This window comes from Pseudomonas sp. GW531-T4 (genome assembly GCF_017349615.1).
In the GTDB taxonomy this organism is placed as follows: domain Bacteria; phylum Pseudomonadota; class Gammaproteobacteria; order Pseudomonadales; family Pseudomonadaceae; genus Aquipseudomonas; species Aquipseudomonas chlororaphis_I.
Genome location: NZ_JACMZT010000026.1, coordinates 20,196 through 46,021, shown reverse-complemented (window position 1 = coordinate 46,021; position 25,826 = coordinate 20,196). Strand labels below are relative to the sequence as shown.

General features: G+C 63.4%; 18 protein-coding genes. 6 read left to right on the top strand and 12 right to left on the bottom strand.

What is annotated here, in order from left to right; translation table 11 throughout:
* Nucleotides 1-158: 158 nt before the first annotated feature.
* The gene (gene lon, locus J4D28_RS20115; RefSeq protein WP_103331154.1) at nucleotides 159-2,579 is read right to left on the bottom strand and encodes an endopeptidase La; all 2,421 of its coding nucleotides are present in this window, start codon (nucleotides 2,577-2,579) and stop codon (nucleotides 159-161) included.
* 404 nt (nucleotides 2,580-2,983) lie between these two features.
* On the opposite strand from lon, the gene J4D28_RS20110 reads away from it, so the two are divergent.
* On the top strand, nucleotides 2,984-5,326 hold the full coding sequence (locus J4D28_RS20110; protein WP_053269825.1) for a bifunctional diguanylate cyclase/phosphodiesterase: 2,343 nt from the start codon (nucleotides 2,984-2,986) through the stop codon (nucleotides 5,324-5,326).
* Nucleotides 5,327-5,427: 101 nt separating this feature from the next.
* Here the strand turns inward: J4D28_RS20110 and J4D28_RS20105 are convergent, their stop codons facing one another.
* The 6 genes from J4D28_RS20105 to J4D28_RS20080 form a co-directional block, all read right to left on the bottom strand.
* Nucleotides 5,428-5,721, bottom strand: a complete 294-nt coding sequence (locus J4D28_RS20105; RefSeq protein ID WP_009050608.1) for a hypothetical protein — start codon at nucleotides 5,719-5,721, stop codon at nucleotides 5,428-5,430.
* A 222-nt stretch (nucleotides 5,722-5,943) separates the two neighbouring features.
* Entirely contained in the window at nucleotides 5,944-6,258 is a 315-nt protein-coding gene (locus J4D28_RS20100; protein WP_028683304.1) for a hypothetical protein, read from the bottom strand.
* A 974-nt stretch (nucleotides 6,259-7,232) separates the two neighbouring features.
* Nucleotides 7,233-9,653 (bottom strand): glucose/quinate/shikimate family membrane-bound PQQ-dependent dehydrogenase, encoded by a 2,421-nt coding sequence (locus J4D28_RS20095; RefSeq protein WP_016703467.1) that lies wholly within the window; start codon nucleotides 9,651-9,653, stop codon nucleotides 7,233-7,235.
* A gap of 129 nt (nucleotides 9,654-9,782) precedes the next feature.
* Nucleotides 9,783-11,156 (bottom strand): carbohydrate porin, encoded by a 1,374-nt coding sequence (locus tag J4D28_RS20090; RefSeq protein ID WP_009050605.1) that lies wholly within the window; start codon nucleotides 11,154-11,156, stop codon nucleotides 9,783-9,785.
* 324 nt (nucleotides 11,157-11,480) lie between these two features.
* Complete coding sequence (locus J4D28_RS20085; RefSeq protein ID WP_016703465.1) at nucleotides 11,481-12,503, bottom strand: hypothetical protein; 1,023 nt, start codon at nucleotides 12,501-12,503, stop codon at nucleotides 11,481-11,483.
* A gap of 235 nt (nucleotides 12,504-12,738) precedes the next feature.
* Complete coding sequence (locus J4D28_RS20080) at nucleotides 12,739-14,778, bottom strand: TonB-dependent receptor (protein WP_103331153.1); 2,040 nt, start codon at nucleotides 14,776-14,778, stop codon at nucleotides 12,739-12,741.
* 350 nt (nucleotides 14,779-15,128) lie between these two features.
* Between J4D28_RS20080 and J4D28_RS20075 the strand changes: the two genes are divergently transcribed.
* Nucleotides 15,129-15,359 (top strand): VF530 family DNA-binding protein, encoded by a 231-nt coding sequence (locus J4D28_RS20075; RefSeq protein WP_007923118.1) that lies wholly within the window; start codon nucleotides 15,129-15,131, stop codon nucleotides 15,357-15,359.
* Between the two features lie 9 nt (nucleotides 15,360-15,368).
* Nucleotides 15,369-16,028, top strand: a complete 660-nt coding sequence (locus tag J4D28_RS20070) for a Pr6Pr family membrane protein (protein ID WP_103331152.1) — start codon at nucleotides 15,369-15,371, stop codon at nucleotides 16,026-16,028.
* A gap of 84 nt (nucleotides 16,029-16,112) precedes the next feature.
* Here the strand turns inward: J4D28_RS20070 and J4D28_RS20065 are convergent, their stop codons facing one another.
* The 3 genes from J4D28_RS20065 to J4D28_RS20055 all read right to left on the bottom strand — a co-directional run bounded on the left by J4D28_RS20065 (nucleotide 16,113) and on the right by J4D28_RS20055 (nucleotide 20,807).
* Entirely contained in the window at nucleotides 16,113-16,898 is a 786-nt protein-coding gene (locus J4D28_RS20065; protein ID WP_103331151.1) for a siderophore-interacting protein, read from the bottom strand.
* Complete coding sequence (locus J4D28_RS20060; protein ID WP_028683298.1) at nucleotides 16,895-17,470, bottom strand: PadR family transcriptional regulator; 576 nt, start codon at nucleotides 17,468-17,470, stop codon at nucleotides 16,895-16,897. The genes J4D28_RS20065 and J4D28_RS20060 overlap by 4 nt, the downstream gene beginning before the upstream one ends.
* Before the next feature lie 229 nt (nucleotides 17,471-17,699).
* Nucleotides 17,700-20,807, bottom strand: a complete 3,108-nt coding sequence (locus J4D28_RS20055) for a transglycosylase domain-containing protein (RefSeq protein ID WP_009050599.1) — start codon at nucleotides 20,805-20,807, stop codon at nucleotides 17,700-17,702.
* 577 nt (nucleotides 20,808-21,384) lie between these two features.
* Here J4D28_RS20055 and J4D28_RS20050 point away from each other — a divergent pair.
* Nucleotides 21,385-22,806: an amino acid permease gene (locus J4D28_RS20050; protein ID WP_038634833.1), complete on the top strand. Its 1,422-nt coding sequence runs from the start codon at nucleotides 21,385-21,387 to the stop codon at nucleotides 22,804-22,806.
* 129 nt (nucleotides 22,807-22,935) lie between these two features.
* On the opposite strand, the gene J4D28_RS20045 is transcribed toward J4D28_RS20050, so the two are convergent.
* A complete protein-coding gene (locus J4D28_RS20045; RefSeq protein ID WP_009050597.1) occupies nucleotides 22,936-23,535 on the bottom strand; it encodes a hypothetical protein in 600 nt (199 codons plus the stop codon).
* A 10-nt stretch (nucleotides 23,536-23,545) separates the two neighbouring features.
* Nucleotides 23,546-24,142 (bottom strand): papain-like cysteine protease family protein, encoded by a 597-nt coding sequence (locus tag J4D28_RS20040; RefSeq protein ID WP_009050596.1) that lies wholly within the window; start codon nucleotides 24,140-24,142, stop codon nucleotides 23,546-23,548.
* Between the two features lie 370 nt (nucleotides 24,143-24,512).
* On the opposite strand from J4D28_RS20040, the gene J4D28_RS20035 reads away from it, so the two are divergent.
* Together J4D28_RS20035 and J4D28_RS20030 are read left to right on the top strand one after the other, a co-directional pair.
* Complete coding sequence (locus tag J4D28_RS20035; protein WP_009050595.1) at nucleotides 24,513-24,887, top strand: GtrA family protein; 375 nt, start codon at nucleotides 24,513-24,515, stop codon at nucleotides 24,885-24,887.
* Nucleotides 24,884-25,825, top strand: coding sequence for a glycosyltransferase family 2 protein (locus J4D28_RS20030; RefSeq protein ID WP_009050594.1), 942 nt, complete (start codon nucleotides 24,884-24,886; stop codon nucleotides 25,823-25,825). Before J4D28_RS20035 ends, J4D28_RS20030 begins: the two co-directional genes overlap by 4 nt.
* Nucleotide 25,826 lies beyond the last annotated feature (1 nt).

The window sequence follows — 25,826 nt, the reverse complement described above, 5'->3', positions numbered from 1 at the left end:
GGCGAGCATAACCGAAGATGGGGGAATCTGTGGTGGGGTAGGCGAGACGTTGTAGGAGCGAGCTTGCTCGCGATAAGCCATCAAGGATAGCGCTGGGCGGCGGATACACCGCCGCTGTGCGGCTATCGCGAGCAAGCTCCGCTCCTACAGGTCTGCGTTTAGAACAGCACTTTCGCCACATCGGCGAAACGCTTGGCGAAGTGCACGGTGATGCCTTCCTTGAGGTAGTCCGGCAGCTCTTCGAAGTGGCCGCGGTTGGCTTCCGGCAGGATCAGCTCGTAGAGCTTCTGCCGGCGCGCCGCGATGACTTTCTCGCGCACCCCGCCGATGGGCAGGACATGCCCGGTCAGGGTCAGCTCGCCGGTCATGGCCACGCCCTTTTTCGGCGGCTGGTTACGCGCCAGGGACAGCAGGGCGCTGGCCATGGTCACCCCGGCGCTCGGGCCATCCTTCGGCGTGGCGCCTTCCGGCACGTGCAGGTGGACGAACGCCTCGTCGAAGAACTTCGCATCGCCACCGAACTGCTTGAGGTGCGAGGTGACGTAGCTGTAGGCGATTTCCGCCGACTCCTTCATCACATCCCCCAGTTGCCCGGTGAGCTTGAAACCACGGTTGAGGGTATGAATCCGCGTGGCTTCGATCGGCAGCGTGGCGCCGCCCAGGCTGGTCCAGGCCAGGCCGGTGATCACCCCGGTGCCGCTGAGCACCTGCTCGTTGCGGAACACCGGCATGCCCAGGGAGGCTTCCAGGTCCTTGGTGCCGAGCTTGATCACCGCATCCGGATCTTCCAGCAGCCGCACCACGGCCTTGCGCACCAGTTTGCCCAGCTGTTTTTCCAGCTGGCGCACCCCGGCCTCGCGGGCGTAACCATCGATCACCGCGCGCAGGGCGGCGTCGCTGATACTCAGGTGGGCCTTGGACACCCCGGCCTTTTCCAGCTGCTTGGGCCACAGGTGGCGCTTGGCGATGGCCAGCTTTTCCTCGGTGATGTAGCCCGACAGGCGAATCACTTCCATCCGGTCCAGCAACGGGCCGGGAATCGAATCCAGGGTATTGGCGGTGCACACGAACAGCACTTTCGACAGGTCCAGGCGCAGGTCCAGGTAGTGGTCGAGAAATTCCACGTTCTGTTCCGGGTCGAGGGTTTCCAGCAGCGCCGAGGCCGGGTCGCCCTGGTAGCTCTGGCCCATCTTGTCGATCTCGTCGAGCATGATCACCGGGTTCATCACTTCGACGTCTTTCAACGCCTGCACCAGCTTGCCCGGCAGGGCGCCGATGTAGGTGCGACGGTGGCCCTTGATCTCGGCCTCGTCACGCATGCCGCCGACGCTGAAGCGGTAGAACGGCCGGCCCAGGGACTCGGCGATGGACTTGCCGACGCTGGTCTTGCCCACGCCGGGCGGGCCCACCAGCAGTACGATGGAACCGCTGATCTCGCCCTTGTAGGCGCCGACCGCGAGGAATTCGAGGATCCGGCTCTTGATGTCGTCGAGCCCGGCGTGATGCTGGTCCAGCACCTTGCGCGCATGCTTGAGGTCGAGCTTGTCCTCGCCGTACACGCCCCAGGGCACCGCGGTGGCCCATTCCAGGTAGTTGCGGGTGACCGCGTACTCCGGCGAGCCGGTCTCGAGGATCGACAGTTTGTTCATCTCTTCCACGATGCGCTTCTGGGCCTGGGGCGGCAGGACCTTGCCTGCCAGGCGCTGCTCGAACTGCTCGATGTCGGCGCTGCGATCGTCCTTGGTCAGACCCAGCTCCTGCTGGATGACCTTGAGCTGTTCCTTGAGGAAGAACTCGCGCTGATGCTCGCCGATCTTGCGATTGACCTCGGCGGAAATCTCTTTCTGCAGGCGCGCGACCTCGACTTCCTTGCGCAGCATCGGCAGGACTTTTTCCATGCGCTTGAGCATCGGTACGCAGTCCAGCACTTCCTGCAGTTCGTTGCCGGTGGCCGAGGTCAGCGCGGCGGCGAAGTCGGTCAGCGGCGACGGGTCGTTGGGGCTGAAGCGGTTGAGGTAGTTCTTCAGCTCTTCGCTGTACAGCGGGTTGAGCGGCAGCAGTTCCTTGATCGCATTGATCAGCGCCATGCCGTAGGCCTTGACCTCGTCGGTCGGCTCGCTCGGCTGATGCGGGTACTCGACCTCCACCAGGTACGGCGGGCGATGGTGCTTGAGCCAGGTGCGGATGCGCACGCGGGTCAGGCCCTGGGCCACGAACTGCAACTTGCCGTTTTCGCGGCTGGCGTGGTGCACCTTGACCAGGGTGCCGTACAGCGGCAGGGCCGAGGTGTCGAAATGCCGTGGGTCTTCCGGTGGGGTGTCCATGAAGAACAGCGCCAGCGAATGGTGTTCGGACTTGCTCACCAATTCCAGGGTTTCGGTCCAGGGTTCTTCGTTGACGATCACCGGCAAGACTTGCGCGGGGAAGAACGGCCGATTGTGGATCGGGATGATGTAGACCTTGTCCGGCAGATTCTGCCCGGGCAGGGCCAGACCCTTGCCGGAGGATGTATGGAGTTCGGCGTTTTCCGGGTCGGCGTATTCACTCATGGTTTCAGGAAGTTCTTGCTGGTCGCTCATGGGGCACCTGCGCAATGGGGTATGCCAGGTTAGATGGGGCAGGTGACGAGCGGTTTCAATGGCGGGCGGGCCGGATCAATTATTTCAGTCCTTGTCGCCGCGACGCGGTGCATCCTCCAAAACGGCGAGGGCGAGGCTGTCATTTCTGCGCAGGAACGCTGGTAAATTGGCGGCGACAGAAAAATGACATTGTAAACCCCCTGATTTTATTGCGTGATCTTCTTGTCTTGGCGGTCTAATCTGGACCGATTAAATGCTGTCAGGGAAATGGCATTTATTTGACGCATCTTTAGCTGCCCAGAGGGACGCGTAATGATCAAGGGACTTTTCAGCGGGGAGCGGCGGGTGTCGCCGTGGGTGTGCAGAGTCGACAACAGTGAGGTCGCGGCGACGAGAGCCGGCTCATGAAGTGGCGCCATACGTTCCAGGTAAGGATCACTGGGGTATTGGCGTTGTTGCTGTTGATCGTGATCGGGGTGGTGTACTTCGCCGTCAAGGCCGCGACCAACCATGCAGTGGAAAACCAGGCGCAAGTGCAGCTGCAAACCGGCACCCGGGTCTTCGAACGCCTGCTCGAACTGCGCGGCCGGCGCTTGCGTTATGGCGTGGACTGGCTGGTGGTGGATGCGCAGTTTCGCCAGGCGGTGATCAGCGGCGACTCGCAGCAGATTCTCGAGGCGCTGCGCCAGCATGGCACTGGCACCCGTGGCAGCGAGCTGTTCGTGCTCGGCGCCGAAGGCACGGTGATCGCCAGCACCCTGGGGGCGATCACCGAGCACGAGCATTTCCCTTACGACCGCGCGCTGCGCATGGCCCTGCGGCAGAACAAAAGCATGTTGATCGTCGCGCTCAAGGGCCAGCCTTATCTGCTGGTCCAGGGGCAGGTGCTGACGCCGATGCACATGAACCGGGTGGTCATGGCGTTTCGCATGGACGACCTGTTCGCCAGCGAACTGCGCTCCATGAGCAACCTGGAAGTGTCTTTCCTCACCCTGCAGGACGGGCGCGCCGGGGAACTGTTCAGCACTCAGCCGGACATTTTCTGGGCCACCATCATCACCACCCTGCGCAACTCGTCCTGGCGCGCGCTACCGCAGTTGAGCGATGCCCACGGCAAGCGCTTCCTCAATCAGGCCTTGCAACTGGCCAACACCGACGATCCCGACGACCCCCAGGTTCTGGCGTTGCTGCAAAGCCCGCTGGATCACGCCTTGCAGGCTTTCGCGCCGCTGGACCGGGAATTCCTGGCGATCGCCCTGGCAGCACTGGTGGTGTCGCTGGCCGGCGCCCTGTTCATGGCGCGGCGGGTGTCGCGGCCGCTGAATGTGCTGGCCGAGGCTGCCCAACGCATCGGCACCGGCAACTACCAGGTGCCGGTGGTGCTCAAGCGCACCGACGAGTTCGGTTTGCTGGCCGAGGCGATCAACGCCATGCAGAGCGGGATTGCCAGCCGCGAGTTGCAACTGGCCCACAACGCCCTGCACGATCCCTTGACCGGCCTGCCCAACCGGGCGCTGGCCATGGAGCGCCTGAGCAATGCCATCAGCGCCGGGCGCAAGGTGGTGCTGCTGTACCTGGGTATCGAGGACTATCGGGCGATCAACGAAGGCCTGGGCCCGGAAGGGGTGGAGCAGATGATGCGCGAAGTCAGCCGGCGGCTGTCGGAGACGGTGTCCACCGGGGACACCGCGGCACGGATCACCGCCAATGAGTTCCTGTTGCTGCTGGAAAACACCGAGATCGATGGCGCGGTGGCCATGGCCGATCGGCTCCACGCGCTATTGAGCCGGCCGCAGACCATCCATGGCGATGAAGTGCAGCGCCAGGTGTGCATCGGCGTGGCGGTCTATCCCACCGACGGGCAGTCGGCGGAAGAACTGATCAGCCGCGCCGCCATCGCCCGCCACGACGCGGCCGCCCAGCCCGGTTACCTGCAGATCTACCAGCAGGATCGCGACCTGGCCCATCAGCGCCAGATCGGGCTGATCCGCGACCTGCGCCGGGCCGCGGCGGAAGGCGAGCTGTTCTTGCTGTACCAGCCCAAGCTCGACCTGCGCCATGGCCATGTGCACCAGGCCGAAGCCTTGCTGCGCTGGCAGCATCCGGAGTTCGGCATGGTCTCGCCGGCGGAGTTCATCCCCCTGGCCGAGCGCACCGGCAGCATGAACAGCCTGACCCTGTGGGTGATCGAGGAAGGCATGCGGCAACTGGCCGAATGGAACATGCGTGGGCTGCATTTGCAGTTGTCGCTGAACATCTCGGCGGACGATCTGCATGGCCACGACCTGGCGGCGCGGGTGAGCGTGTTGCTGCAACGTTATCGACTGTCCGCCGAGCAGCTGATTTTCGAGATCACCGAGAGCGCCATCATGCGCCACCCGGAGCAGGCGCTGGAGGTGTTGCAGAGCCTGCGCGACTGCGGCATCAGCCTGTCGGTGGACGACTTCGGCACCGGCTATTCGTCGCTGGCGCAATTGCAGCGGCTGCCGGTGCAGGAGCTGAAGATCGACCAGTCGTTTATCCGTAACCTCGACGAAACCAGCGGCGACGCGGTGATCGTGCGCTCCACCATCGAGATGAGCCACAACCTGGGGCTCAAGGTGGTGGCCGAAGGGGTGGAGCAGGAACGCAGCCTGCGCCTGCTGGAGCGCTGGCACTGCGACACGGCCCAGGGCTACCTGATCAGCCGGCCGCTCAGCGCCGCGGCCTTCGAGGCCTGGCTGTTGAAGTCGCGGGTTTCCAGCTGAGCAGCGCCGCGTGGCCGCTCCGGGCGCTGCAGCCAGATGCCCGCAGGCCCTGCTTCACGGTGTGAAGTGGTCGCCATGAACCATCGACGATGGGCCGCGGCTTACTGCTTGGTGCACTCGGCGGGGAGTGCTACGACGCCGCCCATGGAGGCGAAGGCGACCATGCCGCCACTGGGCAATACGCAATTGTATTCGCCGTTGCTGGTGCTGGCGGTGAAGTAGGTCTGGGATGCGTCGCTACGCACATTGGAGACCGTGGTCACGGGTTTGCCGAGGGTGGTCTGGGCGCGGTTCTTGAGGTCGTCATTGCTGGGTTTGGCAATGGCGCAACCGCCCAGGGCGAGTGCCAGGAGGCTGAGCAGGGCGAGGGGGCGAGCAGTGGGGTGGAGGTTCATGGTGATTCTTCCTTGGCGTTGTTGTGTTTTCTACGGCGCAGCCGACCCCGACACCGCAGAGCGGCGGTGTTGAGAAGAGCGAGCGAGTGAGTGGTTGGCACTATATCGCCGGGGTAGGGGAGGGTCGATTAGCACAGATGGGCTAATGTCCCTTTGCAATGGCCGGGTTGAGGATAGCGTCGGCGCAGGGCCGGCTGGCGGTCGCCGGCCCCAGATCGAGGTTCAGCTCAGCAGTTGTTCCTGCAGGCGCCGGCCGAGTACGTCCAGCAGGTCGCAGCCGTCGCGCAGGGGGATGACGCAGAGCTGGGCGAAATCCTGGAGCAGCGCCGGGTTGCTGTGCAGGTTGGCGTCGCTGGCGATGTTTTCCAGCAGCTGGATCGCCGCACGGATGCGGTGGGCGGCGGCTTCGTGCAACACATCCAGCGGCGCCTCGGTGTCGATCAGCAAGGCGGGGATGGTGCAGTCGTTGCTGGTCAGGGCCATGTAGCGGCGGGGTTTGGTGGGCAGTGTAGGCGGATCGGGAACGACTTTTTTCATTGAACTGGCTCCGGGTAGGGATCTGAGCCGCCAACAGCCTTCCTACGGGCTTGGGTGGCAGCCGTGCGCGGGGTAGGAACCGAATACCCAGGGACTCGGCCACGTCGAAACGTGCCCGCGCACAGCCGCCGCGGCTGATCTTACGGACACCTTAAAAGGGCCGCAATCAGTCGGGACGCGTACGCGCCGAGGGTCATCAAAAGGGTTCCTACGCCCTGTCACTGAATTGGCAGTGACAGGCCAAACCATAGAGTCCGGGGCCCGGTGGGACAAGGTGATGGGAGTCGACGCGTGTTGTAGGAATTTTCGCTGTAGCCGCTGCCCCACCGATCTCGGATCGACACTGGCCCTGTAGCCGCTGCCGAGCCCGCGAGGCTGCGATAAGGCCCGCAGGGCCTTGGTTCCCGATCTCCCGCCGAACTTCCAGAGGCTTCCAGAACGCCGCGACCGTGCCGGTCGATCGCAGCCTGCGGCAGCGGCTACATGAATCGTTATCGTCCGGGGGCCTTGTGGTGATTAGGGGGGGCTATCGCGGGCAAGCCTCGCTCCTACGGAAGGAGATTGCTGCCCGGGGCAATACCGATCTCGGATCAACATTGGCCTGTAGCCGCTGCCGAGCCCGCGAGGCTGCGATCGGCCGCGAAGCGGACGCCAAACCAGGCAACGCGGTGTATCAGGCAAATGGGGGATACCGCCCTTGCGTCTGCTGCGCAGACGATCGCAGCCTCGCAGGCTCGGCAGCGGCTACATGGATCTCTGTTGCCTGGCGGGCCTTATCGCGGGCAAGCCTCGCTCCTACGGAAGCGTAAAGCGGAATGCGGCGATCCTGCTTCTGTAGGAGCGAAGCTTGCTCGCGATGACGTCAGGCCAGGCAACACAAAAATGAAAGGCTGAAGAAACTCCCCCCAAACGCCATCCACAAAAAAAGGCGGCTACCCGCAGGTAGCCGCCTTTTCATTCACCGCCGGTAAGGCTTATTCCGACAGTTTGTAGGCGATGATGTAGTCGCCCATCTTGGTGCCCAGCGAGCCGTGGCCACCCACGACCACCAGCACGTACTGCTTGCCATCCTTGCCGGTGTAGCTCATCGGCGTGGCCTGGCCGCCCGCTGGCAGGCGGGATTTCCACAGTTCCTTGCCGTTGTTCACGTCATAACCGCGGATGTACTGGTCCAGGGTGCCGCTGAGGAAGCCCACGCCACCGGCGGTGACCATCGAGCCGCCCATGCTCGGCACGCCGATGGGCAGGCCGATCGGTACTGGCGAGCTGTCGCGGCTGGTGCCGTTCTTGTGCTTCCACACCACTTTGTTGGTGGTCAGGTCGATACCGGCCACGTAGCCCCAGGCCGGGGCCTGGCAAGGTACGCCGAACGGCGACATGAACGGATGCATGATCACCGCGTACGGCGCGCCGGTGTTGGGTTGCACACCGGAGGTTTCGCTTTCGCGCTTGCTGCCGGCGGCGACTTCGGCGCGCGGCACCAGCTTGGAAACGAAGGCCATGTAGTTCGGGCTGGTGAACAGCAGGTGACGGACCGGGTCGATCGATACGCTGCCCCAGTTGAACACACCGACGTTACCCGGGTAGATCAGGCTGCCCTGGATCGATGGCGGGGTGTACTGGCCTTCGTAGCGCAGTTCCTTGAACTGGATGCGGCACAGCATCTGGTCGAACGGCGTGGCGCCCCACATGCCTTTTTCTTCCAGCGGCGGTGGCAGCAGGTTCAGGTCCGAACGGGCCTGGGTCGGTGCGGTGTGGTCGCCTTCGACCGCACCGGCCGGCGCCGGTACTTCCTGGATCGGCACGATCGGGGTGCCGTCGCGACGGTCCAGCACGTACAGGCTGCCTTGCTTGGTCGGCTGGATCAGCGCCGGCTTGATGCCGTCCGCGGTCTTCATGTCCACCAGGGTCGGCTGGCTGCCCACGTCCATGTCCCACAGGTCATGGTGGGTGAACTGGTAGTTCCAGCGCAGCTTGCCGGTGTCGATGTCCAGGGCCACAGTGCCGGCGCTGAATTTCTCGGCGCCCGCGGTGCGGTTGCCGCCCCACTGGTCAGGCATCTGGTTGCCCAGCGGCAGATAGACCAGGCCCAGCTTCTCGTCGACGCTGGCCAGGGACCACATGTTCGGCGAGTTGCGGGTGTAGGTCTGGCCTTCCGGCAGCGGAGTGGTTACGTCGGGGTTACCGGCGTCCCAGTTCCACACCAGGTGACCGTCGTGCACGTCGAAGGCGCGGATCACGCCGGACGGTTCGTTGGTCGACTCGTTGTCGGTCACGTGGCCGCCGATGATCACCAGGTTACGGGTGATGGCGGCCGGCGATGTCGAGTAGTAGCCGCCCGGGGTGAACGGGCCGATACCGGCCTTGAGGTCCACCGCGCCTTTGTTGCCGAAGTCTTCGCAGACCTTGCCGGTGTCGGCGTTGATCGCGATCAGGCGTGCGTCGGCGGTCGGCAGGAACAGGCGACGCGGGCAGCTGGCGGCGATGGCCTGGCCGGCGGCCGAGAGGCTGGCCGGGGTGCTGATGGCGTCGGACTTGTTGAAGTTGGCTTCGTCGTAGTACGACACGCCGCGGCAGGTCATGTGCGCCCAGCCACGGAAGTCGTCGCCGTTCGGGCCCTGGATTTTCGGGTCGAAACGCCAGATCTCCTTGCCGGTGTCCGGGTCCAGCGCCAGCACCTGGCTGTGGGCGGTGCAGGCATAGAGCATGCCGTTGACCTTCAGCGGGGTGTTCTGGTTGGTGATTTCCACCGGGTCCTTGGCGGTCGGCATGTCGCCGGTGCGGATGCGCCAGGCTTCCTGCAGCTTGCCGATGTTGGCCGGCGTGATCTGGGTCAGCGGCGAGTAGCGGTCGCCGAACTCGGTGCGGCCATACGCCTGCCAGTCGCCTTCGGGCATGGTCGGCGCGGCGCTGGTGGTGTCGGCGCTTTCACGGCCCAGTTCGCCCGAGATCTCGCCCGGGTTGGTGAACTGGCTGTTGATCGCGGCACCGCCGGCCAGGACCACGGCCACGCCCAGTACCGCGGTACCCAGCGGCGCCGGGCCGTTGCGCAGCAGCGGACGACGGAACCATGGCAGCAGCAGAACCACACCCAGGGCAAAGAACAGCGACAGGCGTGGCACCAGTTGCCACCAGTCCAGGCCGACTTCCCACAGTGCCCAGACGGAGCTTAAGAACAGCACCACCCCGTAGACGAGCAGCGCGGAACTACGCCCCGCCAGCAGCAGCACGCCGCTGACGATCAGGCCGATACCGGCCAACAGGTAGTACAGCGAGCCGCCGAGCATGCTCAGCTTGATCCCCCCGGCCAGCATGGCCAGGCCCATTAGCAGCAGCAAGATACCGAGCAGGCTCGGCAGCAGGCGGCTCGGACTTGAAGCACCATCAGTGCTCATAGTGTGGTTCTCCGTGACGTTTAAGGTAGTCCCGCGCTTGTTCACTGTAGATGACGATCAGGCGCGGGCATGGTTCAGCAATGTTTGGGAAAAACAGTTTTATTCAGATTGGGCGAGCCCCAGGGCTTATCAGAACGAGCTCTGGATCTTGATCCCGCCGATCAGTGCGTCGTCGACCTTGTCCACGCCACCCGGGTGGCGGATGTATTGCAGGTTCGGGCGCACGGTCAGCCAGTTGGTGACGTGCACGCCGTAGTACAGCTCGGCGCTGTATTCGGTGTCCTGGGGCGGCAGGTAGGCCGGGTTGTCGTAGTCCTGGATGAGGTTGGCCTGGTTGGTCGCTTCGGCGTTCTTGCGGTAGGCCGGGTTGACGTGGACCCGGGCCATGGCGAAACCGATGTCGTCCTTGGCGCGCGCATCGAACAGGCCCTTGTAGACCAGGCCGGCCTGGACATAGTTGTCGATGGCGTTGGTCTTCTTGTCGTGCATCGTCGCGTTGGCGAACAGGCTCAAGCCGCGCGAGTGGTCGCTGGCCAGGCTGGTGATCTGCTGTTGCGCGCCCAGCCACAGGCCGTGCTTGCTCGAACTGCTGCGATAGGCCTCGCCGCTCAAGGCCGCCGGCTGACCGTTGCTGTCCTTGTACACGTCAGTGGCCTTGGCGCTGCTGTAGTAGTAACCGGCGCGGTATTCACCCGGCAGCCCGTTGAGCTTCGGCGTCCACACCAGCTCCACCGGCAGCAGGGTGCCCTGGGTGCCGCTGCCGCTGAGCTTGAAGCCGTTGCCGCGTTCGAGGTTGGACGGGTTCTGCTCATAGGCGCCGATCTGCGCGTAGAGCTCAGGCGTCAGGTGATATTTGACCCGCAGCGCCCACTGGCTGACCGGCCAGTTGTACCAGACGCTGCCGGCCCAGTTGCCGACCTGGGAGCCGCAGAACGCCAGGTTCTGGAAGTCGCAGGGGAAGCTGTTGAAGTCTTCGCCCTGGCCGAACCGGCCGACCTTGATATCGAGTTTCTGGTCGAAGAATTTCTGCTGGTACCACATCTGCGTCAGGCGCCAGGTCTGGCCGCGGCCCCAGACTTCCTGGGCCGAGGTGAAGCCACCGACCCGCGGGTCGTTGATGCGGTCGTTGCTGATGTTGTCGCCGTCACGCTTGGTGATGGTCAGTTGGAATTCGGCATCGTTCCAGCCGAGGATCTTGCCCAGGTCCAGGTGGCTGCCGAAGGCGAACTGGTCGCTGAAGCGCGCGGTGCGGTCATGGTCGTAACCGCCATGCAGGTTGGCGCCCATTTCGCCGACGAAGTCGATCTTGAAGTCGTAGCCTTTTTTCGCCAGCTCGGTGCGGTTGCCGTTCCAGTCGCCGAGCATCCAGGGGGACTCGCTGTCGAAGGCCGGCGCGGCCTGGGCGCAAGTGGCCAGGCCGAAGGCGCTGAGCAGGGTCATGGCTTTCTGGCTGGCAGTAGGGTGCAAGACAGCGCTGTCTTTGAGGGGCTTGAAATTAGGCATAAGTTGTCAGGTAAGGGCTTTTTATAAGAGGTCAGAAAAACAGGGGGTATCGCGCGTTGCGAACCTCAGGGGTCGCAAGCGGTAGCCACTGTTTTAAGGAAAAAAAACGATTCAGCGTTGGGGGCGTAAGGATAAAGCGCCTCCTCTTGGAGAGAAAGCGCTTTTAGTGACATGAATCATTTCGGATTTGGTAACAGTGTGCTTTTTCCTGCCGTTTGTATTCGGCACGAAACTACCGTCAATCTTCTTTCGGTCAAACAGGGGGCACGTCGTTCTACTTTGAATAACTCGCCCCTGTTGTTGTGCGGGTTCAACTAAGGACTTTCAGACTTCTTTTCTCCAGCCGGAGAACGTGATGGATGTTCCTTCTTCCTCTTCATCCTTGATCTCGATCTTGTAAGTACCGCCGCCCGCCACACCGTCAATCAGGGCTTTTTCATCGTTTGCGCGTAACTCGGCGCCTTTTGCCTGTTCCTGGTAGAACTTCACGACCTCGGGGAACGGCGCGTAGGTTTTCAATAGCACCTCGAAATCATGCCGGGGCCTGCCCGCTATCTCGTCGTAGTCGCCGTAAATCGGCGCGCCTTTCAGGCCTGGTGTGATGAAGAAACCATCGACGCCTGCGCCCACCAAGTGGGAGTTTTTAGGTAGCAACCCGAGCATCGCCTTCGGGAAGTCGGCAGGCAGTTGTGAGGCGTTCCAGGAGTCTTTTTCCGGTGCAGTGGTGATGTATTCAACGGTGGCGATCTTTTGCGCCCGGGCACGGGTTTCGGGATCTTCACTTTCGGCCCAAGACGCGACCATTGGCGGCAACTCTTTGCTCCAGGCAATGATCGGCTCGGCGTCACTCTTCTTGGCGTCTTTGGCCTGGAAGATGGTCAGCACGGTTTCCGGTGCCGGATTGCAGGACAAGGTTTCGTCCCTGGATTTGACGGTGCAGTGCCCATTCACCAGCCCAACGGTGAGCAACTGCCCCTTGTCGTCCAACAGCAGCGCGGCGCGTTCAAAGCCGTGACCATGATCCATGGCCGTGAGCATTTTGCGTCCGGCAGGTACACCTTTCTCGAACGTCGAGAACTCTGAGTCGAGGGAATCCAGTACTTGCGTCACGATCATGGAGCCGTCGCTGGTGAAGCTGCCGGTGGCGTAGCCGATGAAGTCGATCAGGGCCGCGCGCACCGCCGGGTCTTCATTGAGTTGCGGTGGTCGTGCCGGCGCGGGGGCATTGGTGAGCTGCAGCACGGTTGTGCCATCTGCGCGTTTTTCCGAATGAAGGGACAGTGCGACAGCATCAAGCGAGAGGGTGAGGGCCAAAAGCACGGCGAACGGGCGTGTGAGGTTGAACAAGGGGTCAGTCCTTTGTTGGGTGGAAATCCGGTTTCTGCGGGAGGTCACGGGTTGATGGCACTGCTTCAGGCCGTCATGACAGGTACGCAACCTTGGAAAGATAAAGCGGCGCATTTTGCCCGGTCACGGCCTGGCGGTACAGGCTGGGGATTGCGCAATGCCGTGGGAGTCAGGTTCTGAGGGGGAGGGGGCGGAGAGGAAAATCGCAGCCCGAAGGCTGCGATTGTGGGGGGACTCAGAAGGTGGTGCGCAAACCGACCTCGATGCTGCGCCCCTGGGCCGGGGCGATGTCGCGCAGGATCGAGCTGGCGTAACGCACGGTCTGGTTGGTCAGGTTCTCGCCCTTGACGAAGGCCAGCCACTGGCTGCTGCCGATATCGAAGTGGTAGCCGGCGCTGGCGCCCAGGGTGGTGTAGCCGTCGGTGCCGCTTTCGTTGTCCGGCACGCGACGCTGGCTGGCGGCGTGTTCGACATCGATGCGCGCCTGCCAGCGATCCAGTTCCCACAGCAGGCCGCTGTTCAGGCGTAGCGGGGCGATGCGCGGCAGGGCTTCGCCGTTGTCCAGGTTCTTGGCGCGGGTGTAGTCGCCGGACAGTTCCAGGGCGAACTTGCCGTAGGCGCTTTCGCCGAGCTTCCAGTGATCCTGCGCTTCGATACCGGCAAACCGTGCGCGGACCCCGGAGTAGGTGTATTCCGGCATGCCGCCGGCGTCTTCCTCGCCTTCATCGTTGAGGGTGCGGCCGCTACCGAGCAGCCCGATGTAGTTGGAGAAGTGGCTGTAGAACACCCCGACGCTGCCTTTGTGGGTGCCGTTGTCGAAACGCAGGGCCAGGTCGCTGGACACGGCTTTTTCCTTCGACAGGTTGGCGTCGCCGACTTCATAGGTGCCGGTGGCCACGTGGGCACCGTTGGCATACAGCTCGTAGAAGGTCGGGGCGCGTTCGGTGTAGCCCAGGGTGGCGGCCACGGACCAGATCGGCGTCAGGGTATAGACCGCGCCGGACGACAGGCTGCCGGCGGTGAAGCTGTTGGAGCTGTCGGCCTGGCTGAAGCGCTCGTTGCCTTTGCTGTCCGGGTCGACGCGGGTGTGTTCCAGGCGTCCGCCGAGGCTGAGTTTCAGGCGCTCGGTGGCCTGCAGCTCTTCGAGGATGAACAGTGCGGCGCTGTCGGTGTCGGTCTGGGGCACGAAGGCCTCTTCGCCGAGCGCGGAAAACTCGCTGCGGCTGACCTGGGTGCCAATCACCCCATTGAGCGGGCCGAGGGGCTGGTGACGGGCTTCGACACGGGCTTCGTAACCCTTGTTCTTGAAGATTGTGCCAGTCTCGCCGCCTTCGATTTCGCGGTGCTCGTAATCGGTGTAGCCGGCATCGAATTTCAGCGCGCTGAAAGGGCCGTCGAGGTTGCGCAGTTCCGAGGCGAAGGCATAGTGGTCCTGCTTCATGCGGATGCGCACGTCCTCTTCGGCGGGCGAGCCGTAGTTGGAGTCGTAGTTGCTGTAGGACAGCCCGGCGTAACCGTCGTCCCAGGTGTAGGAACCGCCGATGGCGCCGCCGTCCTGACGACCGTCGCTGTTGCCCAGGCGACCTTTCTTGCCGTTGCCGTCTTCACTCGGCGGGGCGTGGCGGCTGCGGGCGTAGCCGGGGATTTTCAGGTCGTTGAACTGCCGCGAGTTGGCGTCCAGGTGCAGGGCGAAGGTGCCGTTGCCGGTTTCCAGTTTGCCCGCGCTGCTGCGGGTGGTGTCGGCACCGCCGTAGCGCAATTCACCGGCACCGTGGATGCCTTCGATGGCTTCGGTGGGGATGCGGTTGTCGAAGGTGTTGACCACGCCGCCGATGGCGCTGCCGCCATACAGCAGGGCAGCCGGGCCACGGACGATCTCGATACGGTCGACGTTGACCGGGTCCAGCGGCACCGCGTGGTCGTAGGACAGCGACGACGCATCCAGGGCGCCGACGCCGTTGCGCAACAGGCGAATGCGATCGCCATCCAGGCCGCGAATGATCGGCCGGCTGGCGCCCGGGCCGAAGTAGGACGAGGACACGCCCGGCTGTCTATTCAGGGTTTCGCCGAGGCTGCCTTGCTGTTGCAGGGTCAGGTCGTCGCCTTCCAGCACCGTGCTCGGCGCCGCCGTTTGCTGGCTGCCCAGCGGGTTGGCGGTGATGACCTGCGGTTGCAGCTCTAGGGCGTGGGCCTGGGAAGCGAGCAGCAAGGCGGCGGACAGCGGCGTCAGGCGCCAGAGTAGAGAGCGAGAAGGGCGGTGGGCAGAGAGGGACATCGGTCATTCCTTGGCAAGCGCGGGGCTGTGTGCTTTGAGTCAAAAGAGAACAGGCGTGACACGGCGAGGTGTCTGGATCAGGGGGTTGTTTTGTATTGATACAATATAACATCTCTCTTGGCGCGAAAAGGAAGGAACTTTTCCAGGAGAGGGGGCATTCGTTCCGATGTAGCCGCTGCCGCAGGCTGCGATCGAGCGGAGCGCTCGCGGCGATCTCAGGTGCATGAGCGCCTTCGGCGCTATCGCAGCCTGCGGCAGCGACTACAGTTGATGAGTGTTCGCCCTTCCACCGGATCGAACCCTCGGCTAAGGTGCGCGACTTCCTTTTTTCTCTTGCTCAAAGGCCCGGCATGACTGCAACGAACAACGACCCGCTGCACGGCGTCACCCTGGAACAGATCCTCAAGGCGCTGGTGGAACATTACGAATGGCAGGGGTTGGCCGAGCGCATCGATATCCGCTGCTTCAAGAGCGACCCGAGCATCAAGTCGAGCCTGACCTTCTTGCGCAAGACGCCCTGGGCGCGGGAGAAAGTCGAGCAGCTGTACGTGAAATTGCAGCGCACCAAACGCCCGCTCTAAGGACCTTCGATGGCTGTCGAGCCGGTTTTTCCTTCAGGCGGCAAACGGCTGTTCACTGCGCTGGCCGCGTTGCTCGGCTGGGCGGGGCTGACGATCCAGCTGTACCTGATTCTTCATCTGCGCTGGACGGTGGACGCCAGCCTACTGGGCGGGCTGATCAACTTTTTCAGTTTCTTCACCGTGCTCACCAACACCCTGGTGGCGGTGGTGCTGACCTGTGCCCTGAACCTGCGTAGCTCACGGGGGCAGCGGTTTTTCCTGCAACCCTGGGTCAGCAGCGGTATCGCGGTCAGCATTCTGCTGGTGGGGCTGGCGTACAGCCTGTTGCTGCGTCATCTGTGGCATCCCCAGGGTTGGCAGTGGGTGGCGGACGAGTTGCTGCACGACGTGATGCCGCTGTTGTTTCTCGTCTACTGGTGGTGCTGCGTACCCAAGGGCCGCCTGGGGTTGCGGCATGTCGCCGGGTGGATGCTCTACCCGCTGCTGTATTTCGCTTATGTCCTGCTGCGCGGGCATGTGCTGGGGCTGTATCCCTATCCTTTTGTCGACGTGGACAAGCTGGGCTGCGCGCAGGCGTTCGTGAATGCGTTGGGGATTCTGGCGGGGTTTGTGCTGGTGGCGCTGGGGATTGTCGGGCTGGATCGTTGGTTGGGGCGTCGCCGGGCTTGAGTATGCGGTGACTGGAAGGGCGTCATCGCGGGCAAGCCTCGCTCCTACAGAGGCAGGTCTGTAGGAACGAGGCTTGGCAGTCCGTCACTCTTCTTCGCTACTGTCCAGGCGCCAATAACCGGCGGCCTTCACGAACGCGTCGTCGAGTCGGTGCTCGTCCAGCAGCACCCGGCGAATCTGCCGCGAGACTTTGCTTTCCGTGGCCACCCAGGCGTACAGCTTGCCGCTCGGCATCTGTAGCCCGCGCACGGTGCTGAACAGGTCCTGCTGGCCGCCGTCGCGTTCGACCCAGATCACCTCGACCTGCGCCGCGCTCTCCAGCACCTGCCGCTCGGCCGCGTCCTGGATCTCGATCACCGCCAGCACCCGGCGCCCGGCCGGCAACTCTTCCAGGCGCCGGGCAATGGCCGGCAGTGCGGTTTCGTCGCCGATCAGCAGGTAGCTGTCGAACATGTCCGGCACGATCATCGAGCCGCGGGGGCCGCCGATATGCAGGAACTGACCGGGCTTGGCCTGTTCGGCCCAGGTCGAGGCGGGGCCGTCGCCGTGCAGGACAAAATCGATATCCAGCTCGCCGATATCCAGGTCGTAGCGCCGTGGCGTGTAGTCGCGCATGGCCGGCATCACGCCGTTGTCCTTGCCCGGGCCCAGTACCAGGGTTTCCAGGGCGGCCTGCTGTTCGGCGTTCTGCGGGAACAGCAGCTTCACATGATCGTCGCTGCCCAGGCTGATGAAGCCGGCGAGTTCCGGCCCGCCCAGGGTGATGCGGCGCATGCGCGGGGTCAGGTCGACCACCCGCAGCACTTCCAGGCGGCGGCGTTTGATCTCGTGGCTGACCCGATGAATCGATGGCGAATTGTCTGCGCTCATTCAGCTGACTCCTGGGTAGAAGGGGTGGCCGGGCCGTCGACGATGGCGCGGGCGGTGTTGTTCAGCAGGTCGCGGACCCGCACGATTTCTTGCGGGTTCCAGCGGCCGTGGTGCATCTGCAGGGCGTGGCGCAGGTTGTGCACCGCCTCGTGGATTTCCGCCGGGCGATCATGGCCGCGCAGCGAGCGTTTGCTGACGTCGATGCGCATGCGCACGCCGTCCAGGGCAATCGCCTGGTCCTGTAATGACAGACGGCCGGCCTCGGTCACGCTGTAGCGTTTTTTCCCGCCTTCGGCATCGCCGCTGATCAGTTCGCTTTCTTCGAGGAAGGTCAGGGTCGGGTAGATCACGCCCGGGCTGGGGCTGTAGGCGCCATCGAACATGCCTTCGATCTGGCGGATCAGGTCATAGCCGTGGCACGGCTGTTCGGCGATCAGCGCCAGCAACAGCAGCTTCAGGTCGCCGGGGGCGAAGACCCGCGGGCCGCGGCCGCCGCGTTCGCGCCCGGGGCGTTTCTCGAAACCGTCGTGGCCGTCGCCGTACTCGCGGTGGGGATGGTGGTGTTCTCTCATTTTCTCTTTCTCCTGTTTGGTTAAGACATAACTTAAGATATATCTTAAATGCCGCGCAAGTACTTCCGTGGCAGCCAGACCTGCCGTTTGTCGGAGAATGGAGTTGAGAAGCATTCTTGTAGCCGCTGCCGAAGGCTGCGATAAGGTCCGGAGGACCTTTTGAGGGCCTCAAGAGCACGCCTCCTGCGGAGAGCGGCTACAGGCAGCGGTTATTGGACGGCGGGAGGATTCAGCGTTGCGCCAGGCTGCCCAGGCATTGGGTGTTGCTGCCCGGTTGCAGGTACGGCGTGAGGATCGGCGCCATGCCCTTGAGCACCTGGACCGGCAGGGCCGAGGTGAATTTGAAGCCTTGGGCCGAGGCGCCCGGTACATAGGCGGTCAGGGTGCCGAAGTGGTGTTCGCCGATATAGAACACGAAGGTGGCGGTGCGGTTGATGGATTTCGAACTGAGAATCCGTCCGCCGGAACCGACGGCCTCGATGCGGTTGTCGCCGGTGCCGGTCTTGCCGCCCATGGCCAGCGGGGTGCCGTCGGCCAGCTTGAAGCTGCCGGAGAGGCGCTTGGCGGTACCGGCATCCACCACTTGCGACAAGGCGCCGCGCAGCGCGGTGGCCACTTGCGAAGGCATCACCCGCTTGCCCTCGGCCGGGTCGTTGACCAGCTTGGTTTCATAAGGCGTATCGGCGGCGAAATGCAGGCTGTCGATGCGCAGGGTCGGCATGCGCACGCCGTCGTTGAGGATGGTGCCGACCAGTTCGGCCAGCGCCGCGGGGCGGTCGCCGGAGCTGCCGATGGCGGTCGCCAGCGAGGGCACCAGATGGTCGAAGGGATAGCCGACTTTCTGCCAGCGCTGGTGAATGTCGAGGAACGCCTCGATCTCCAGCATGGTGCGGATGCGGCTGTCGCGCGCGCTCTTGTGCCGGCTCTTGAACAGCCAGCTGTAGACCTCCTGGCGCTCGAATTCGCTGGCTTTGACGATCTCGCTGAACTTGGCGTCGGGGTTGTTCAGCAGGTAGCCGAGCAGCCACAGGTCCAGCGGGTGCACCTTGGCGATATAGCCCTGGTCGGGCAGGTCGTAGGAGCCGGGGCCGTAGCTGTAATAGAGCTTATCCAGGCGTTCGTCGGTGAGTTTTTCCGTGAGCTTGGCGCCCTTGAGGTGCGAGCGAATGAAACTGTTGAAACTCTCCTGGCTGGCTTCCGGCAGCAGGTAGCGGTGCACGGCGGCCAGGCGGATCGGCGTCGGGTGCATGCTGTCGAGGAAGGTGTCCAGCCGCGCCTGGGTGTCCTTGTTGCGGTACTTCTTCCAGAACCGCAGGAGGAAGGAAGTGCCCTCGCGGTCGGCGAACTTGGCCAGGTATTCCTGGCGCCGCGGGTCGCCGTCATCCTTGAGCAGGTTGGCGCTGTTGCTCGGGCCGGCGTAGGTGCTGTAGCGCACCAGGTCGCGCATCAGGCGGATGAAGGGCAGGTTGATGGACTCGCGCAGGGCGTCGCGCAGGGTCGGCATGCGGCCGTTGTCTTCCTTGCGGAAGTTATGAAAGGTGTGCAGCCCGCCGCCGGTGAAAAAGCTCTCGCCGGGGCTGGCCGAATATTTGCGGTCCAGGGCCGCCTCGAGCATTTTCGGCAGGCTGCGATCGTTGTTCTGGATCAGGTAGTCCACGGCCCAGCGGCTCAGGCGATCCTGTTCGGCGATCTCGACTTTCTTCAGCACCGCCGGGGTTTCGGCGCCGTACTGCTCGTACAGTTCGGCAATGATTTGCAGGTAGGTGGTCAGGACCCGCAGCTTGGCCGTGGAGCCCAGCTCCAGCTTGCTGCCTTCGTTGATGTCGAAGGGCTGGTCGGTGCTATCGGTCTGGACCCGCACCCGCGAACCGTCCGGCGTCAGTTCGAGCAGGGTGAAGCTGTAGCGCACCTGGGTGGTGCTGGTCGGCGTCAGCAGGCGTTCGCCGAGCAGGCCGATCTCGCCGGCGAACACCGGGTCGGCCAGGTGCTTGAGGTACTCGGTGGCCTGGCGTTGCAGGTCGCTTTGCAGGGTACTGGTGGCCGACAGATCGAGGCGGTCGAGGTCGTACAGCGGCCGGTTGAGCAGGCCGGCCAGGCGGCTGCGGGCGACGCTGATGCCCTTGTTGGTCTCGATCGGCTGGATCGTCGGTTCCTGCACCCAGTCGCGGAAGGTGGCCTTGCTGGCCAGGGCGGCGGCCGACAGCGGCGTATCGATCACACCGTTCTGGGTCAGCAGGCGGATATGGCTGTCGGTGAGTTCGGCCAGTTCCCGGCGGCCCTTGGACAGGTAATGCGAAGGCCGGCGCTGGGCGATCATCAACGACAGCACCTGGCGCAGGGCCAGGCCACGTTGCGCCAGGCTCTGCGGATCGCTGGCGGTGCTCGCCAGCTGCTCGTTGACCTGGGCGAAGTCGGCGCCATACCAAACCCGCAGCCCTTCGGCCATGCCGTGCACTTCACCGTGGCCGGGCACCGCCGACAGCGGCACGCTGTTGAGGTAGTCGCGGATGATGCGTCGCCGCGCCTCGAGGGTCTGCTGGCCGCCCTGGTAGGCGCGCACGCTGGCGGAAATCATCTGCCGGATCTTTTCCGCGCCGGACACGGTCAAGCCGTCTGGCGAGTGCCGGTACTTTTCCAGTTGGGTCGCCAGGGTGCTGCCGCCCGCCGTCTGCCCGGGCAGGTGCAGGAGCTTGGCCACCTGTGACCAGGCAGCCTTGCCGAAGCGCGGCCAGTCCACCGCCGGGTTGGCCAGGGGCTGGTCGGGGTCGAGCAATTCGCGGTTCTCGATGAACAGCAGGCTGCGCACCATCACCGGCGGGATGGCGGCAAAGTTCGAGTAGAGCTGTTGCGGGTACTTGAATTGATAGAGCGGCGCGGCGCGGCAATCGGTGATCGACAGCCCGGCCTGAATCTTCTCGGTATAGGGTACGAAGAAGCCGTTTTCGCTGTAGTTCATCAAGGCGGGGGAGAAGCGGGTCTGGGCCTCCACCACGTAACCGCGCTTGAGCAGGCGCGCGAGGAAATCATCCAGGGCGCTGTAGCCCAGGCGTTTGTCGAAGGGGCCGGCGCCGGGGTAGACGATGGCATCGCTGGGCCCGGGCGCCATGGCGTAGTTCAGGTCCGCGGCGAACTTGCTGAGTTCGCGCGCCTGCAGTTTCGAGGTGCGCATTTCCTTGGACGCGGCAAAGCCGAGGGCGACCAGCGCCATCAGCAGCAATAGCCAGAACAGCCGCCACCAAAGCCGGCTGGAATGGGACTTTTCAGGGATAGGCGCTTCTTCCACGCGATCAGTTGGCACTACATTTTTACTCGAATCGGTCTGTCGCAAAGCACCCATAGTCGACTGATCCATTCACGCAAATTGATCGGACTTGTCTGAAGCTTAGACGGTGGTGGGCAATGGTGAAAAATTTGTGATCGACCTGAAAGCATTCACCTCCCCCTGTAGGAGCGAGCTTGCTCGCGATAAACCCGAGGGCGCCGCGATGCTTCGGATACACCGCGTCATCGTTGACGACCATCGCGAGCAAGCTCGCTCCTACAGGGGGGGCAAGGCGAAAGAAGCCTGAGATAGAGCCATCACGACCGGTAAATAGGTCCTAGGTAGGGGCATGACGCTGCACCATGGCTGTGCAATACTCGGCGCCGTTCAAAAATGACAAACGGCAAAAAATCCAGGTAATGCCACTCCGCAAAACCCGAAGATACCGAGATTTCTCTCTGAATTTAGCTGTTTATAGAGTGAAAAAGCCTGCCGTCAGCTTTTTATACTGCACGCCCCACTGATCTTGCAGGATTTGTCCTACAAGACGTGTCGGCCCACAAGGTCGATCCGATCTGGCGGGTACGGGTTATCCGTCCGCGCCTTACAGACTCGGTGGCTCACATCCAATAACAAGATGAGGTTGTACCCTATGCCAGTTGGCAACCACCTGCCCCAAGGCGAGACCGCTCAAGGCGGCCCGCTGAAACGCGAACTCGGCGAACGGCATATTCGCTTGATGGCGCTCGGCGCCTGTATCGGTGTCGGCCTGTTCCTCGGTTCGGCCAAGGCCATTGAAATGGCCGGTCCGGCCATCATGCTGTCCTACATCCTCGGCGGCCTGGCGATCCTGGTGATCATGCGCGCCCTCGGCGAGATGGCCGTGCATAACCCGGTCGCGGGTTCCTTCAGCCGTTACGCGCAAGACTACCTGGGCCCGCTGGCGGGCTTCCTCACCGGCTGGAACTACTGGTTCCTGTGGCTGGTGACCTGCGTCGCGGAAATCACCGCGGTGGCGGTGTACATGGGCATCTGGTTCCCCGATGTGCCGCGCTGGATCTGGGCCCTGGCGGCCCTGGTGAGCATGGGCTCGATCAACCTGATCGCGGTCAAGGCCTTCGGTGAGTTCGAGTTCTGGTTCGCCCTGATCAAGATCGTCACCATCATCGCCATGGTCATCGGTGGCATCGGCATCATCGCCTTCGGTTTCGGCAATGACGGCGTGGCGCTGGGCATTTCCAACCTGTGGACCCACGGCGGTTTCATGCCCAACGGCGTGACCGGTGTGCTGATGTCGCTGCAGATGGTGATGTTCGCCTACCTGGGCGTAGAGATGATCGGCCTCACCGCCGGTGAAGCGAAGAACCCGCAGAAGACCATTCCCAACGCCATCGGCTCGGTGTTCTGGCGCATCCTGCTGTTCTATGTGGGCGCGCTGTTCGTGATCCTGTCGATCTACCCCTGGAACGAAATCGGCACCCAGGGCAGCCCGTTCGTGATGACCTTCGAGCGCCTGGGCATCAAGACCGCCGCCGGCATCATCAACTTCGTGGTGATCACCGCCGCGCTGTCGTCCTGCAACGGCGGCATCTTCAGCACCGGGCGCATGCTCTACAGCCTGGCGCAGAATGGCCAGGCCCCGGCCGGTTTCGCCAAGACCTCGAACAACGGCGTACCGCGTCGCGCGCTGCTGCTGTCGATCTTCGCCTTGCTGCTGGGTGTGCTGCTCAACTACCTGGTGCCGGAGAAGGTGTTCGTCTGGGTGACCTCCATCGCCACCTTCGGCGCGATCTGGACCTGGGTGATGATCCTCCTGGCCCAGCTCAAGTTCCGCAAAGGCCTGAGCGCCTCGGAACGTGCCGGGCTGAAATACCGCATGTGGCTGTACCCGATCAGTTCCTACCTGGCCCTGGCGTTCCTGGTGCTGGTGGTGGGGCTGATGGCCTACTTCCCGGACACCCGCGTGGCGCTGTATGTGGGCCCGGCGTTCCTGGTGCTGCTGACGGTGCTGTTCTACCTGTTCAAGCTGCAACCGAACAATGCCCAGCAGGGTGCGGTGCGTTCGGCGTCGTAACCCCATCAGGCGATAACACAAAAAGCCCCGGTCATTGACCGGGGCTTTTTTATGCGGGCGATATTGCTGCGGTTCCAGGTTTTAGTGTTGTGACCCTCCGTTCACCGCAGCCCGATCGCCGGTGCGCGGTCAGCTCCCCAACAGCCCGGTGGTGTCCGCATCGAACGCCGCTTTCGCTCGCTGGGCGGCGGGCGCCAGCAAGGCCAGCAGCGCGGCCTCGCTGTACAGCTTGGTGCTCGCCAGGTGCTTGGGCGTCGGCTCGATCGGGATCAGCACGTCTTCGTCGCTGGCGTGCAGCCAGATCGCCACCACCTGCAGCGCCGAGACAAACAACACCCGCAGCTCGAAGGTCCGGCCTTTGAGGTGCGGCGCCTGTTCCGCCAGGTTCAGCGCGTTGACCGTGGCCGACGCCAGGGCGCCGTGGTTCAGGGACGAGAACTCGACCTGGCCAGCGATCTCGGCCAGTTGGGCGTCGGCAATCGACACCCCGTCGCTGAACACCAGGTAATGCCAGTCCCCCAGCGTCGCCTGTTGCAGGCCTTTGCCTTGGGCCAGGTCTTCCAGGCTCAGCGAGTAGCCGCGGTAGGGCTCGGACAGGCTCACTTTACTGGCGGTGGCCTGGGCGAACTGGCGGTTGACGCCGAAACCTTTGCTCTGCAGGGCGGCCTGGAGAGCCGGGCGCAGTACCTGAGCGCCGTTGGCAGGTGCCTTGGGATAAGTCAGTTGCATGCTGCCCTCCTTAGTTTTTCCGAGTGAAGTAGGTGGTGGTCCAGTTGCCGCCGCCGTTGTACGAACGGGGGAAGGTGTTCAGGGCGCGGGTCGAATAACCGTAGATGGAATCCGCAATCAGCAGGTAGCTGCCGTTGGTGCCATAGATCGCCAGGAAGTGCGCGCCGCCGCCAAACCAGGCACAGCGCAGGCCGACGGGGCGTCCCATGTTGATCTGGTTGTCGATGGCCGACAGTTGGATCGAACCCTGGCTCATGCCACCAAAGCTGCGGGTGGTTTGCAGGGCCGAGTCCAGGTAGCCGTACACGTTGCACGGCCCCGGCTGGTTGCAGCAGGTATTGCGCCCCAGTTGCGCGTTGGCGACCCCGCATTGAGTCCAGGAACCGGTGCGGTAATAGTTGCCGACCGAGGCCGACAGCGCGGCCCAGCACCAGTTGGTCTGGGTTTGCTGCTGAATGCTGAAGTTGAGGCTGGCGGCCAGGGCGGCGTGTTCCGCGCTGTCGTCGACTTCGCTCAGTCCGGCATCGAGCAGGGTGCCGACCAGGCACTGTGGCAGTGCTTGCGCAGGACCTGTGCGGGTAAAGGGTGTGTCTTCAAGGGTTAACATTTTCATCCTCCATGAGTGAAAACAAGCGTCCAGCTTGTGTCGTTGTTGCGTATTGCGATGAAGCGGTTTTCTGAGGCCCGTGACCGGCCTGTGGGGTTCGCCATCCTCGATGGCCTGCTCCGGTCGGGCTCAGGGGTAACCTTAGTTGCAATATGCATTTGTGCAAATAAAATTATGCATTGGTGCAATTTGCTGTGGGCAAGCAGACAGGCGAGGAGAGGCCAGGGAGGCGGCTTGCATGACAACGGCCCATGCCGGCCGGCTTGGATGCCGCACGTCTGAAAGAGCGCTGGATCAGCGATTTCGCCAATCGATGGGCAGAAAAACCTGCCATACAAGTTGAGCGATATTCAACGCGGGAGAGTCACCCATGAGACTCTTATGGAAGGGAATCTCCAGATACACGGTGATCGGCATCGCCAACACCTTTATCCACTGGCTGGTGTTCTTCTTGCTGAGCCTGGTGGCGGGCCTCAGCCAGGCGCTCAGCAACCTGGCGGCCTTTTGCGTCGCGGCGTCGTTTTCTTTCTATATGAACGCGCGCTTCACCTTCGCCGCCAGGAGGTCGATCGGCGGTTATCTGCTGTTCCTGGGCGGCATGGGCGCGCTGAGCCTGGGTGTCGGGCATGCCGGGGATGTGTGGCGGCTGCCCGGCTTGCTGACGGTGCTGGTGTTTTCCGCCCTGAGCCTGGTGGCGGGGTTTCTGTTCGCCAAGTACCTGGTGTTCCGCGAGTGTGAGCCATGAAGATCTCGCTGATCGTTCCGGTCTTCAATGAAGAGCAGGCCATCGGCCTGTTCTACCAGGCGGTGCGTCGCGAGTTGCGCTTCGAGCAGGGCGAAGTCGAGATCGTGTTTATCAACGACGGCAGTTCCGACCGCACAGCCGAGGAGGTCAAGGCCCTGGCGCAGGTGGACGAGCAGGTGCTGCTGATCAACTTCTCGCGCAATTTCGGCAAGGAGCCGGCGTTGTTCGCCGGGCTGGAACACGCCACTGGCGATGCAGTGATTCCCATGGACGTCGACCTGCAGGACCCGATCAGCGTTATCCCGCGGCTGATCGAGGAGTGGCAGAAGGGCGCCGATGTGGTGCTCGCCAAACGCCGCGGGCGCGCCGCCGACAGTTACCTGAGGCGCTGCAGCGCGGCGCTGTTCTACCACCTGCTGAACCGGATCGCCTACACCCGGATCGAGGAAAACGTCGGCGACTTCCGGCTGATGGATCGCAAGGTGGTCGATGTGATCCGCACCCTGCCCGAGCACCAGCTGTTCATGAAGGGCGTGCTGTCGTGGGCCGGCTTCACCACGGTGGTGGTGGAGTACGAGCGCGCCGGGCGGGTGGCGGGCAACAGCAAGTTCAATGGCTGGAAGCTGTGGAACCTGGCGCTGGAAGGCATCACCTCGTTCAGCACCGTGCCGTTGCGATTGTGGACCTACGTCGGTGGCGGCATCTCGATTTTCGCCGTGCTCTACGCGGTGTACATGGTCCTGGACAAGATCTTCTTCGGCAACAGCGTGCCCGGCTACCCTTCGTTGATGACCGCCATTCTGTTTCTCGGCGGCGTGCAGTTGATCGGCATCGGCATTCTCGGCGAGTACGTCGGCCGTATCTATATCGAGGCCAAGCATCGGCCGCGCTACGTGATCAAGGACGTCATCGGCGGCAAAGACCGCCTGGGGCTCTAGC

Coding starts and splice junctions, on each gene's coding strand:
- J4D28_RS20045 (WP_009050597.1), bottom strand. CDS start 23,535: ATGCAACTGACTTATCCCAAGGCACCTGCCAACGGCGCTCAGGTACTG.
- J4D28_RS20060 (WP_028683298.1), bottom strand. CDS start 17,470: ATGAGAGAACACCACCATCCCCACCGCGAGTACGGCGACGGCCACGAC.
- J4D28_RS20050 (WP_038634833.1), top strand. CDS start 21,385: ATGCCAGTTGGCAACCACCTGCCCCAAGGCGAGACCGCTCAAGGCGGC.
- J4D28_RS20070 (WP_103331152.1), top strand. CDS start 15,369: ATGGCTGTCGAGCCGGTTTTTCCTTCAGGCGGCAAACGGCTGTTCACT.
- J4D28_RS20075 (WP_007923118.1), top strand. CDS start 15,129: ATGACTGCAACGAACAACGACCCGCTGCACGGCGTCACCCTGGAACAG.
- J4D28_RS20040 (WP_009050596.1), bottom strand. CDS start 24,142: ATGTTAACCCTTGAAGACACACCCTTTACCCGCACAGGTCCTGCGCAA.
- J4D28_RS20035 (WP_009050595.1), top strand. CDS start 24,513: ATGAGACTCTTATGGAAGGGAATCTCCAGATACACGGTGATCGGCATC.
- J4D28_RS20100 (WP_028683304.1), bottom strand. CDS start 6,258: ATGAAAAAAGTCGTTCCCGATCCGCCTACACTGCCCACCAAACCCCGC.
- J4D28_RS20090 (WP_009050605.1), bottom strand. CDS start 11,156: ATGCCTAATTTCAAGCCCCTCAAAGACAGCGCTGTCTTGCACCCTACT.
- lon (WP_103331154.1), bottom strand. CDS start 2,579: ATGAGCGACCAGCAAGAACTTCCTGAAACCATGAGTGAATACGCCGAC.
- J4D28_RS20095 (WP_016703467.1), bottom strand. CDS start 9,653: ATGAGCACTGATGGTGCTTCAAGTCCGAGCCGCCTGCTGCCGAGCCTG.
- J4D28_RS20055 (WP_009050599.1), bottom strand. CDS start 20,807: ATGGGTGCTTTGCGACAGACCGATTCGAGTAAAAATGTAGTGCCAACT.
- J4D28_RS20030 (WP_009050594.1), top strand. CDS start 24,884: ATGAAGATCTCGCTGATCGTTCCGGTCTTCAATGAAGAGCAGGCCATC.
- J4D28_RS20080 (WP_103331153.1), bottom strand. CDS start 14,778: ATGTCCCTCTCTGCCCACCGCCCTTCTCGCTCTCTACTCTGGCGCCTG.
- J4D28_RS20065 (WP_103331151.1), bottom strand. CDS start 16,898: ATGAGCGCAGACAATTCGCCATCGATTCATCGGGTCAGCCACGAGATC.
- J4D28_RS20110 (WP_053269825.1), top strand. CDS start 2,984: ATGAAGTGGCGCCATACGTTCCAGGTAAGGATCACTGGGGTATTGGCG.
- J4D28_RS20105 (WP_009050608.1), bottom strand. CDS start 5,721: ATGAACCTCCACCCCACTGCTCGCCCCCTCGCCCTGCTCAGCCTCCTG.